This is a genomic window from Pseudomonas sediminis, from assembly GCF_002741105.1.
GTDB classification, from domain to species: domain Bacteria; phylum Pseudomonadota; class Gammaproteobacteria; order Pseudomonadales; family Pseudomonadaceae; genus Aquipseudomonas; species Aquipseudomonas sediminis.
The window spans coordinates 148641-161317 of the sequence record NZ_NIQU01000010.1; the positions used below are offsets into that span (position 1 = coordinate 148641).

At 59.7% G+C, this 12677-nt stretch carries 9 protein-coding genes; all 9 read right to left on the reverse strand.

Annotated features, from left to right (window positions below):
• Positions 1-22 precede the first annotated feature (22 nt).
• A complete protein-coding gene (gene cyoE / locus CDO35_RS20855; RefSeq protein WP_099526513.1) occupies positions 23-979 on the reverse strand; it encodes a heme o synthase in 957 nt (318 codons plus the stop codon).
• Positions 979-1314 (reverse strand): cytochrome o ubiquinol oxidase subunit IV, encoded by a 336-nt coding sequence (cyoD, locus tag CDO35_RS20860; RefSeq protein WP_099526514.1) that lies wholly within the window; start codon positions 1312-1314, stop codon positions 979-981. The genes cyoE and cyoD overlap by 1 nt, the downstream gene beginning before the upstream one ends.
• The gene (cyoC, locus tag CDO35_RS20865) at positions 1315-1941 is read right to left on the reverse strand and encodes a cytochrome o ubiquinol oxidase subunit III (protein WP_099526515.1); all 627 of its coding nucleotides are present in this window, start codon (positions 1939-1941) and stop codon (positions 1315-1317) included.
• 2 nt (positions 1942-1943) lie between these two features.
• Complete coding sequence (cyoB, locus tag CDO35_RS20870) at positions 1944-3932, reverse strand: cytochrome o ubiquinol oxidase subunit I (RefSeq protein ID WP_059391862.1); 1989 nt, start codon at positions 3930-3932, stop codon at positions 1944-1946.
• A gap of 2 nt (positions 3933-3934) precedes the next feature.
• Positions 3935-4852, reverse strand: a complete 918-nt coding sequence (gene cyoA / locus CDO35_RS20875) for a ubiquinol oxidase subunit II (protein WP_099526516.1) — start codon at positions 4850-4852, stop codon at positions 3935-3937.
• A gap of 607 nt (positions 4853-5459) precedes the next feature.
• Complete coding sequence (locus CDO35_RS20880) at positions 5460-6035, reverse strand: DUF6436 domain-containing protein (RefSeq protein ID WP_099526517.1); 576 nt, start codon at positions 6033-6035, stop codon at positions 5460-5462.
• Positions 6032-6295, reverse strand: coding sequence for a hypothetical protein (locus tag CDO35_RS20885; protein ID WP_099526518.1), 264 nt, complete (start codon positions 6293-6295; stop codon positions 6032-6034). Before CDO35_RS20885 ends, CDO35_RS20880 begins: the two co-directional genes overlap by 4 nt.
• A gap of 63 nt (positions 6296-6358) precedes the next feature.
• Positions 6359-10375: an ATP-dependent RNA helicase HrpA gene (hrpA, locus tag CDO35_RS20890; protein WP_099526519.1), complete on the reverse strand. Its 4017-nt coding sequence runs from the start codon at positions 10373-10375 to the stop codon at positions 6359-6361.
• A gap of 182 nt (positions 10376-10557) precedes the next feature.
• Positions 10558-12207, reverse strand: a complete 1650-nt coding sequence (locus CDO35_RS22830) for a hypothetical protein (protein ID WP_143507356.1) — start codon at positions 12205-12207, stop codon at positions 10558-10560.
• Positions 12208-12677 lie beyond the last annotated feature (470 nt).

A 12677-nucleotide genomic window follows, 5' to 3' on the forward strand; every position in this document is an offset into this window, starting at 1 on the left:
AGCCCCACCCACGGAGCCAAGATCAGATACCGGCGACCACCGCACAGATGCCCTGCGCGCTGCCGGCGAACTGGCTGCACAGGTGATTGATGGAGGTCACCAATACCTGTTCGGGCGAGGAGATGAAATCCACCGACATCATGACGCTGAGCATGGTGATGGTGACGATGGAGAAGGTGAACAGCTTGCGCGCCCACACTCGATCATCGGCGGCCTTGTAGCCCGACACGCCCATCCACAGCCAGTAGACACCGCTCAGTGCGGCGACCACGAAGTAGCTGTAGCCGGCATAGCCGCTGAGCGTCAGCATCAGGGTCGCGACCACGAAGGCAGCGATGTACAGCACGATCTGCCGCTTGGCAGCCGAGATCCCCTTGATGACGGGCAGCACCGGGATGTTCGCGGCCTGGTAGTCATTGAAACGGAAGATGGCGATGGCATAGGAATGCGGCATCTGCCACAGGCTGAAGATCAACAACAGGATGGCGGCGCCGGCATCGAACTCGTTGCTCACCGCGCAGTAGCCGACCACGGGCGGAGCCGCCCCGGACAGGCTGCCGACCAGGGTGCCGTACACCGAGCCACGCTTGAGCCACAGGCTGTAGAGGCCGACGTAGACCACGAAGCCCATCAGCACCAGCATCACCGCCAGGGTATTGGTGGCGGCGTACAGCACGGCCACCCCGGCTACCCCGAGCGCGAACGCATAGACGATGGCGTGCGCAGGAGATACCAGCCCCTGCGCCAGGACTCGATTGCGCGTGCGCTCCATCTTCTGGTCGATGTCCCTATCGATGTAGTTGTTGAACACGCAGCCTGAGGCGATCACCAGGGAAACCCCCAGCGCTGTCGCGAAGTACAGCGCCAGGTTTGCATCGCCGCGCGAAGCCAGGAAGAAACCGCCCGTCACGGAAATCAGATTCCCGAAGACGATGCCCGGCTTGGCGAGGTTGAGGTACTGCTTCAGGAGCGCCAGCATCAGTTGATCATCATGTGATAGTGCATGCTCCACATGATCCAGACCGACAGGCCGACCACGAACGCGATGATCAGCACGGTGAAGATCATCGAAACGACGTTCCAGCGGCCTTCCGCGTCAGTCTTCATGTGCAGGAAGTACACGAGGTGCACGAGCACCTGCGCCAGGCCGAAGAGCACCACGGTGATCAGGGTCGCGCCACGGCTCAGGCCCAGCACTTCAGGATGCATGACCAGCATGAAAGGGATCACGGTGAGGATCACCGACAGGACGAAACCGGTCAGGTAATCCTTGAAGCCCACGGCGTGGGCGGCGTGATTGTCTTGGTGAGCCATTTACAGCACCCCCAGCAGATAGACGACGGTAAACACGCAGATCCACACCACATCGAGGAAGTGCCAGAACAGGCTGAGCAGCCCGACGCGGGTCTTGTTGGTGTCGGTCAGGCCACGGCTGCCAACCTGGAACATCAGCACCAGCATCCACAGCAGACCGGCACTGACGTGCAGGCCGTGGGTGCCGACCAGGGTGAAGAACGCCGACCAGTAGGCGCTGACCTGCGGCCCGGCACCTTCATGGATCAGGTGGCGGAACTCGTACAGTTCGATGCTGATGAAGGCTACGCCGAACAGGAAGGTGATGCCCAGCCAGCGCAGCACCGCGCCCTTGTCGCCACGGTAGGTGGCGAGCATGGCCATGCCGTAGGTGATACTGGAAAACAGCAGTGCGAAGGTTTCCACCAGCACCAGATGCAGGCCGCCGCCGAGCATTTCCTTGGCGGTGGGGCCACCGGCGAAGGAGTTGCTGAGTACCGCGAAGGTGGCGAACACCGTGGCGAAGATCAGCAGGTCGGTCATCAGGTAGACCCAGAAGCCGAACAGCTTGATCCCACTGGTGTCGTGGTGGTGCTCATGGCCGTGGCCATGAGCGTCATGTGGAAAATGGGGTTCGTAAGCGGTCATGGTTAGGCCTGTACGACTGCGTTGGCTTTGGTTTGGTGGTGCGCCTGCTCGATTCGCGCGATCTCTTCGGGCTGCACGTAGTAGTCGATGTCTTCGTCGTAGGAACGCACGATGAAGCTGACCACGGCGCCGACCAGACCGACGATGGCGAGCCACCAGATGTGCCAGATCATGGCGAAGCCGAAGGCGATGACGAACGCCGACACCACCAGGCCGTTGCCGGTGTTCTTCGGCATGTGGATCGGCTCGTAGTGCTCTGGCGCAGGCATCAGCTCGACACCGTTCTTCTTCGCCTCATAGAAGGCGTCGATCTTGTCCGCAGTCGGGATGACCGCGAAGTTGTAGAACGGTGGTGGCGAGGAAGTCGCCCACTCCAGGGTGCGGCCATCCCAGGGGTCGCCGCTCACGTCGACGTTTTCCTTGCGCTTGATGTAGCTGGTGACGAACTGCACCACGGTGAACACGATGCCGATACCGATCAGCACAGCGCCGACCACGGCCACCTGCACCCACGGCACCCAGGCCGGGTTGTCGAAGTGGTTGAGGCGACGGGTCATGCCCATGAAGCCCAGCACGTACAGCGGCATGAAGGCGAAGTAGAAGCCGATCAGCCAGCACCAGAACGAGTAGCGGCCGAAACGATCGAGCAACTTGAAGCCGAAGGCTTTCGGGAACCAGTAGATTATGCCGGCCAGGTAGCCGAACACCGCACCGCCGATGATCACGTTGTGGAAGTGGGCGATCAGGAACAGGCTGTTGTGCAGCACGAAGTCCGCCGCCGGTACCGCCATCAGTACGCCGGTCATGCCGCCGATGGAGAAGGTCACGAGGAAGCCCAGGGTCATCCAGGTCATGGCGTTCAGTTGCAGACGGCCACGGAAGATGGTGAACAGCCAGGTGAAGATCTTCACCCCGGTGGGGATGGCGATGATCGAGGTCATGATGCCGAAGAAAGCGTTGACGCTGGCCCCAGAGCCCATGGTGAAGAAGTGGTGCAGCCACACCACGAACGACAGCACGCCGATGGCCGCGGTCGCCCAGACCATCGAGGCATAACCGAACAGGGTCTTGCGCGAGAAGGTCGCCACCACTTCGGAGAACACACCGAACGCCGGCAGGATGAGGATGTACACCTCCGGGTGACCCCAGATCCAGAACAGGTTGGCGTACATCATCGGGTTGCCGCCCAGTTCATTGGTGAAGAAGTGGAAATCCAGGTAGCGGTCCAGCGACAGCATCGCCAGGGTCGCGGTCAGCGGAGGGAAGGCGCCGCAGATCAGCACGCAGGTCACCAGGATGGTCCAGGTGAAGATCGGCATCTTCATCAGGCTCATACCCGGTGCACGCATCTTGAGGATGGTGGCGATGAAGTTGACCCCGGTCAGCGTCGTGCCCAAGCCGGATAACTGCATGCTCCAGATGTAGTAATCCATCCCCACGCCGGGACTGTACTGAATCCCTGACAACGGCGGATAAGCCACCCAGCCGGTCTTGGCGAATTCGCCCAGGCCCAGCGACAGGTTGATCAGCAGCGCGCCACCGACGAACAGCCAGAAGCTCAGCGAGTTCAGGTAGGGGAAGGCCACGTCACGCGCGCCGATCTGCAGCGGCACGACGATGTTCATCAGGCCGGTGACCAGTGGCATGGCCACGAAGATCAGCATGATGATGCCGTGCGCGGTGAAGATCTGGTCGTAGTGCTCGGGCGGCAGGTAGCCCTGGCCGTCACCGTGGGCCATCGCCAGGTGGGTGCGCATCATGATCGCGTCAGCGAAGCCACGCACCAGCATGACCAGCGCGACGAGGATGTACATCACGCCGATTTTCTTGTGGTCCACCGAGGTGAGCCACTCTTTCCACAGGTAGCCCCACTTCTTGAAGTAGGTGACCGCCGCGAACAGCCCCAGACCGCCCAGCGCCACGATGGCCAGGGTGATCATGATGATTGGCTCGTGGTACGGAATCGCGTCCAGAGTCAGTTTTCCAAACATATTCACTCCTGCACCTCCGCTGCTTCGTGCATGGCCGTGCTGTGGGAATCTTTCAGGGTCACGTACTGCCCGATCACCTTGTTGAACAGGTTCGCCTCGACCTGGCCGAAGTAGCGGATCGGGTAGATCGGATAGCGGTGGTTGATCATCTCGCCCGGCTCACCCACCTGCTTGAAGGCGGCGAAGTCCATGACCTCGGGCGATTGCTTGACCTTGTCGACCCACTGCGCGAACGCGTCGTCGCTGACCGAGTGGGTGGTGAAGCGCATGGCCGAGAAGCCTTCGCCACTGAAGTTGCCGGACTGGCCGAAGAACTCGCCCTGTTCGTTGGCGATCAGGTTGAGCTGGGTGCGCTGGCCGCCCATGGCGTAGATCATCCCGCCGAGCTGCGGGATCGACAGCGCGTTCATCACCGTGTCGGAGGTGATGTGGAAGGTCACCGGGGTCTTCTCCGGAATCACCAGCTCATTGACCACGGCCACGCCCTGATCCGGGTAGATGAACAGCCATTTCCAGTCGAGCGAGACCACCTCGATGTTCAGCGCCGGCTTGTCCGATTCGATCGGGCGATAGGGGTCGAGCGAATGCGAGGTTTGCCAAATGATGACCGCCAGAACGGCGACGATGATCAGGGGAACGCCCCAGACGACCAGCTCGATCTTGTGCGAATGTGCCCAGTCGGGCATGTAGGTGGCCTTCTCGTTCGACTCGCGATAACGCCAGCCAAACAGGAAGGTCATGATGATCACGGGTACCACCACGATCAGCATGAGTCCGATGGAGATCAGGATCAGATTGCCCTGCTCGACACCGATCTGCCCTTTCGAGTTGAACAGTGCCCAGTCACATCCACCGAGCGCCGAGAAGGCAATCGCCATCACCAGCCAGCGCACACAACGATGGTATTTCTCTTCTTTCATGTCACGACCTTCAACTGAGTGAGCCCCACAATCGGCTTCAGTTGCCGTGCGGCCCATCGAGCAAAGGCCGGCAGCGAGAACTCAGAGCTTGAGCATCCGTGCAAGCGAAGCGGTAAACCGTGGGATTCGACGATGTTGCCGGCTAAAAAGGCCTCATTCAATTCGTTAGCGGCCTACTTATGAGCGAACTTACAGCACCTCTGCGACATATTTCGAAACATTTACGCAAAGATTTGAAACACTTTGCAGCAAGAAGCCAGCAAAGAATCGCAGGGGTGCGACAAATGATCACAGGCCCGTTTTAGAGCTGTTTGTCAGCAAATTGACAGGAATCATTGCAAGGAAAGATGCCGTCAGCTGACCGCACGGCCAGCCTTGACATTGAGGAGATTTCGAGGTTTTCGAATGCGCAGGTGATGAGCGTCAGCCTCGCGAAAGGCTGAGCGCAGAGCGGGGTCAAGTAGAGGCCGAAGGCGGCTGGTGTTGTAGCCCGGATGCAATCCGGGGCAATTGAGCGCGGCCAAAAGCATCGCGGCTGAAGCCGCTCCTACCCCCTATTCCGTAGGAGCGGCTTCAGCCGCGATTGCTTTACCTACTGCCTAAGCCACTACTTCCAGGCGCAATAACACCCCACCGCCAACCCACTGGCCAGCGACACATGGCGCCCCTGGGTCAGCGCATCCAGCACGGGCTCGACGAAGCTGTTGCTGGAGTTGCACACCAACCCTTCGCTGTAGGGGCCGGCATAGGCCAGCTTGCCGTCGCGATCCCAGATCGCCAGGGCCGGGCTGGCCGGCAGCGATTCCATGCCCTCGATACCCGGCAGAGGCTTCATCCGCCCACGCAGAAACGGCGCTATCTCGCCTGTGCTGCCCGGCTTCTGCACGCTGTAGAACTCGACATCAGCGTTACGATGCAGTCCGATCAGGTAACGCAGGTGCGCGTCGGTTTCCCCGTTGCAGGGGCAATCCGGGTCCCAGAAGTGCACCACACGAATGGGGCCAGGGCCAGCCAGTTCAGGCGGCAGCTTCAACTCGCCCTGACCGAAGATCACCGTCTGCTCGGCGTAGGGCCGCAGATAGGCCGCGCCGCTAAGCCACCAGATCAGTACCACGCTCCCCAGCGCCAGCACGCAGAAGCCCACCACCAGATGCTTGAAGCGCAGGCGTTGCAGCAGATTCATGGCTGATGGCCGAACTTGCGCAGGAACTGCTTCTCCATCTCCTGGCAACTTTCCTCGGTGAAGCTGCGCTCGGTGGCCTGTGCGCTCTTCCAGCAGGCCTCGATGGCTGCGCGTTCGCCGGCTTCGATCTCGCTGTCCTGCGGGCGAGTCATGATGTAGATCAGCCCGGCGAAAATCAGTACGACAAAGGCCAGGCCGACCAGTAACAGACCGAGGCAGCCACGGCGCCCCAGCCCGGAATTATCTTCACTTGCGCTCATCTTTCTCGGTTTCCGCATTTATCAGTGGTTGGCTCGCCCCTGCACCGGGGCGAGCGCCGATCATCAACCTTCAACCAGCGTCCACTGCTTGCTCAGGCGCTTGTCCGACACCGCCATCTTCGTGCCCAGTTGCTGGGCGAACAGCGACACGCGGTATTCCTCCAGCATCCAGCGATACAGCGTGAGCTGCGGGTCACGCTTGCCTTCCTGGGCATGTTTAGCCGCACGCGCCTTGTACTGTTCCCAATAGCCTGTGAGCTCGCCCGTCCACACGCGGTCACGCTGTACCTGCGCGCCCACCTTGTCCAGGCGCTGCTCGATGGCCTTCAGATAACGCGGAATTTCCTTGAGCCACTCGCCCGGCGTCTCGCGCACGAAGCCGGCATAGACCAGATTGGCCAACTGCTGCTTGATGTCGTTGAGCGCCATGGCCTGGGCCAGGTCGATCTTGCCCTTGAAGCGTTTCTGCAGGCCGTGGTTGAGCTTGAGAACTTCCAGCACCTGGCGAGCGATGCGTTCGGCATGCGCCGTCCAGTCGCCACGCTTGCGCTCGGCCAGTTGCGCCAGGGCCGCACCGTCGCGCGGCAACGTCGCTTCGCATTCAAGGATGCAGGCATCCAGGCTGGCGAGCAGGATGTCTTCGACCAGCGCCTCGACGCGGCCGATATCGCGATACAGCAGGCCCAACTCGGTCAGCCCCGGCAGCTTGCCGCGCAGAAACTTCGCCTGCTCGGCCAGTTGCTGCAACAGCAGTCTTTGCAATGCACGGCGATGCTGGAAGTCGGCCTCGGCCTGGGTAGGGAAGCGCCCTTCCTTGACCACTCCGCCTTCTTCCACCAATGCTGGGTAAACGGTCATGGAAAGCCCGGCGATCTTCTGCTGGGCCTTCTCGGCCACTTCGGCAAAGGCCTTGGCCTCCACCGCTTTCGGCTTGTCGCTCTGCTGCGGGATGGCCAACGCAGCCTGGCTGGCTTCGGCAAAACGCGCAGTCAGCTCGGCCAGGTCGCGGCCTTCGCCAAGAAACTTGCCCTGAGCGTCGACCACCTCGATATTCATCTTCAGGTGGTTTTCGATGCTTTCAGCTGCTTCCGCCCAGGCCTCGTCGGACACCCGCGCGCCGGTCATGCGCAAAAGCTCCTGGCCCAGAGCCTGCGGCAACGAGCCCTGGCCGAACACTAACTTGCCCAGCGCTGCGCCGACAAAATCCGGCACCGGCACGAAGTTCTTGCGCAGCGCCTTGGGCAGGCCGCGCACCAGGGCGATGCACTTGGCTTCCAACAGTCCCGGCACCAGCCATTCCAGACGCTCGGGCTGCAGTTGCGGCAACAGCGGCGCCGGCACGCGCAGGGTCACACCGTCACGTGGATGGTTGGGCTCGAAGTGATAGCTCAGCGGCAGTTGCAGCTCGCCGATGCGCAAGGTGTCCGGGTACTGCGCGGCGGTGACTTCCTTGGCATCGCGGGCCAGGGCGTCTTCCTCGCGCATGATCAGCAGTTGCGGGTCGGCGGCGCTGCCCTTCTTGTACCAGCTCTCGAAACTAGCGGCCTGGTAGATGTCCTGCGGGATGCGCGCGTCGTAGTAGCCGAACAGGGTTTCCTCGTCGGCGAGAATATCGCGGCGGCGCGATTTGGCCTCCAGCTCGTCGAGGCGTTCGAGCAACTGGCGGTTGGCGGTCAGGCAGCGTACGCGGCTGTTGATCTCGCCACGCACCAGCCCCTCGCGAATGAACATCTCGCGCGCCACCGGCGGGTCGATGGGGCCGTAATGCACCGGGCGGCGACCGACGATGATCATGCCGTACAGGGTGACCTGCTCGAACGCCACCACCTGGCCGCGCTTCTTCTCCCAGTGCGGCTCCAGATGGTTCTTCTTCACCAGATGCGCGGCCAGCGGCTCGATCCAGTCCGGTTCGATCTTCGCCACCATGCGGGCGAACAGCTTGGTGGTTTCCACCAGCTCGGCGGCCATGATCCAGTTGGGCTTCTTGCGCCCGATCACGCTGGACGGGTGAATCCAGAAACGCCGCTGGCGCGCGCCGAGGTAGTCGCCCTCCTCGGTCTTCTGGCCGATCTGGCTGAGCAGGCCGGCGAGAATCGCCTTGTGCACGGCGGCGTAGTTCTTCGCCCGCACCGCTGCCTCACTGGCCTCGGCCTGCTGACGGGCGATGGCGTTGACGCGGGTGTCCTTGGTCGGCTGCGGCGTGTTCGCTGTTTGCTCGCCCTGCGCTTCTGAGCGGTTCTGCCCGCCCTTGCCCATCAACTGCAGATCACGGGCGATCAGCACCAGTTGCCGGTGCGCGTCGCGCCACTCGCGCAGGCGCATGTAGTTGAGGAAGTTCTTCTTGCACCAGGTACGCAGCGGGTTGCTGCCCAGCTCCTGGCGTTTTTCCTCGAAGCCGCGCCACAGGCTGATCAGCGCGGCGAAGTCCGAGTCCACATCCTTCCACTGCGCATGGGCCTGGTCGGCGGCCTGCTGGCGATCCATCGGTCGCTCGCGTGGGTCCTGCACCGACAGCGCGGCAGCGACGATGAGGATTTCCTCCAGGCTGCCCTGCTTGGCACCTTCCAGCACCATGCGCCCCAGGCGCGGGTCGATGGGCAGGCGCGCCAGTTGCCGGCCGATGGGCGTGAGCTGGCTTTCGCGGTTGACCGCCGACAGCTCCTGCAACAGGTTGAAGCCGTCGCTGATCGCCTTGCCGTCTGGCGGCTCGATAAAGGGGAAGTCCTCGATGCTGCCAAGGCGCAGGTGCAGCATCTGCAGGATCACCGCCGCCAGGTTGGTGCGCAGAATCTCTGGGTCGGTAAATTCCGGGCGCCCGAGAAAATCCTCCTCGCTATACAAACGAATGCAGATGCCCGGCTCGACCCGGCCGCAACGGCCCTTGCGCTGGTTGGCGCTGGCCTGCGACACCGGCTCGATGGGCAGGCGCTGCACCTTGGCGCGGTAGCTGTAGCGGCTGATGCGCGCCGTGCCGCTGTCGATCACATAGCGGATGCCCGGCACGGTCAGCGAGGTTTCGGCGACGTTGGTGGCCAGCACGATCTTGCGCCCCGGCATGGGCGCGAAAATCTTCTGCTGCTCAGCCGGCGTCAGCCGCGCATACAACGGCAACACCTCGGTAAAACGCAGATTGGCCTTGCGCAGCACCTCCGCCGCCTCACGAATCTCGCGCTCACCGGGCAGGAACACCAGCACATCGCCTGGGCGCTGGCCCACGCTGCGCTCGTGCTCGGTGATCTCGTCCAGCGCGGCGAGGATGCCCTGGTCGATGGACAGGTCATCGAGCAGACGCTCGCCCTCCTCGTCCACCTCGGCGGCCAGCGGGCGGTACCAGGTTTCCACCGGATAGGTGCGGCCAGATACCTCGATGATCGGCGCGTCGTTGAAATGCTTGGAAAAGCGCTCCAGATCGATGGTCGCCGAGGTGATGATCAGCTTCAGATCTGGGCGGCGCGGCAGTAGGGTCTTCAGGTAGCCGAGCAGAAAGTCGATGTTGAGGCTACGTTCGTGCGCCTCGTCGACGATGATGGTGTCGTACTTTTCCAGAAAGCGGTCGTGCTGGGTTTCGGCGAGCAGAATACCGTCGGTCATCAGCTTGATCAGCGTGCCGTCCTTGCTCTGATCCTCGAAGCGCACCTGATAACCGACCAGCTCGCCCAGCGGCGTACCGATCTCTTCCGCCACCCGTGTCGCCACGCTACGCGCCGCTAGCCGTCGCGGCTGGGTATGACCAATCAGGCCATGCACGCCCCGGCCGATCTCCAGGCAGATCTTCGGCAACTGCGTGGTCTTGCCCGAGCCGGTCTCACCGGCGATCACCACCACCTGGCTCTTCTCCAGCGCGGCCTTGATTTCGTCACGCTTGGCGGCAATCGGCAGCGCATCGTCGTAGCGCATCGCCGGGATGCTGCTGCGCCGCGCCGCCACCTTGTCGCTGGACGCCTGAAAACGCTCCAACCACTGCGCCAGCTTGGCCTCGTCGGGGTGCTTCTGCAGCTCATGCAACTGCCGGCGCAAGCGATGCCGCTCGGCGATCATGACGTGGTCGAGGTTGTTCTGCAGCGTGGCGAGGTCAGTCATCTGGATCGGGCAATCAGGGCAAAGGCGAGATTGTCGCAGATTCGAGCCCTGCCCGCTGCCGGGAGAGCACGCGTAGGGTGGATCGGAACGCCGACCGCTCGTAGCGCCAGCGAACAGTCCACCAGCCAGAAAAAAGGCGTACTGCTTCGCGAGTACGCCTTCCAATGCTAAAGAAGTACAAATTACTCTCTTTGTACTTTATTAGCGATCCATATAGGAAGAGCAAAAAAACCAACTACAGATGATGCAAGAGCGAATGCAGACAGTCCAGTGAGCCAATCGGCCCAATCAGGATAGGCCGATTTCAGTAACGGCTGCATGAATAAGTCAGCCAGACCTGCGGCGCCTACGAACCCGAAAACAGCGGCCAACCAGCGATCCATACGAGACCGACGCATCTCGTTTCTAAAGCGACGCTCATCTAAATGCCACCTTGCCTGCTCCTTGCCGGAGGAAATTAGTCTCATTGTCCCTGCTGCATCAATTAAGTATTCAAGTGCATCAGTAATTTCTCCAGCTTGGCTTGACTGATGGATCGTAGAATCAGCTAAAGCCAGAGTCTCGTAAGCATAAACAAGATATTCATCAGATGGAGGGGAGCTAGCCGTTGCACACGCCCGAGAAATAAGCATATTGTGATATTCAAAATGTTCCGCCCTAGCTTGGTTCTCCAACAGCCTCGCTGTAGTATTTTCATCATCCCAAGCGTCTTCAGGGTCATTAGACCGCCTCAACCAAGTCCAAAGCAATAACGATCTATTCCCATGAAAACAATAATCTTCAAAAGGGCGTAAGTCAGGCGGCAGCGGTGGCGGATTATCCATCTCCGAAGAACGCATCAAAATTCTGGATATTGATGCACTATATCTGTCAAACAGATCCATCTTGACTTGAGGCTGATCTAAAAATCGCATTAAAGATATTGATGGCCTCCCCTGCCATAACTGAACACCTACACCTTCAGCACTCCCCCTACCTCCGGCGACTACTTGCGATTTAATTGCATTTACATAAATAGATCGACAGAGGTCTATTGTCGCCTCCCACCCATCCTGCCCCTCGGAACCAGCAATCTGATGAAGAACCCATGTTTCTCCGTGCAGTTCAAAACGCCGCCCCTCTTTCCCAAGGGACTCCTCAAGGACTACCCGCGCTTTTTTACGCATATCCTTGATAATTTTTCGGCTGTTTTTATCGGATATCTTTTGGCCACCAATTGAAACCACCCCTTCAAAGGCAGAAGGTAAAAGTTGCTCACCATCTATCCGCTGGAGCTTCGCCTGAACCCATATCTTTTCAAAGTAGCATTGAAATAAATTAACTACGCTTTTGATAAATTCATTTTCCGCGAGGTCAGCCCACACTGCATCAAGCTGAAAAGAAATAGACATAATGCCATTCGAATGAATCTTGAGCCATGGATAAATCGGTAGACTTAAACCTTCACGCTCCAGAACGAACGGAGCCAGAGCAGCGCGTAAGTACGGCGAAACCTGAGCAGACTCAGAACCACTAATCCGCAGCTCATGAAAGGAAAGTTCCAAACAGAAAACTAGATCACCAGCAACGCATTCCGGCAAAGCATCGCTAAATTTTATACTCCAACAACTATCCCATTGGCGACCTTGTGGCTGAATCAATTCAAGCTGGATCTCACCATGCTCATCAATATAAATAGCTTTCAAATCCGAGAAACATACAGTTCTGACGATACCAGACCTAATCATCTTCTTGGCTGTCTTAATAAGATCTACATCAGCAACATCCAGTCCTACCGTGTAGTTATAGAAACAGTTCGCCTGTTGTACCTGCAGGCCTCTCGAACAAGTCATCATCAAAATCCTTCTTTACAAGATGCATAGAAATAGCACACAAAACCAATATAGCCGAAAGTTAAAAAAAACCCGACAAATTGGAAGACGCACCAGAAGATCAATTAAAATCTTAATAAAAAATAACGACCAGAGACACCACTATATCAGCTCACCCATACATTAATTCGCACGCTTCCTACCGATATCGCCCAAATTCCCCACCTTGCCCTCTCCCCCTCACCCGCGCTACAGTCCGCCCTGTCACGGTAAATCCCGTGACCGGGTGTGGTAGCCCGATTCACACGAAGGCGCGGTAGCGCCATAGTCGAGAGCAGGCGCTTTTTTTGTGCCTGCTGTTTTCTCGCGCATTTATGGCGGGCCGTGTGAGGCAGGCTTCGGCCTGGCCGGCGTCCTTCGTGGGTCGGTCTACCACCCTTGCACGGTCCGCCTCCATATCGTGTGGTAGCGAATGGAACGCGGCTCCTTAA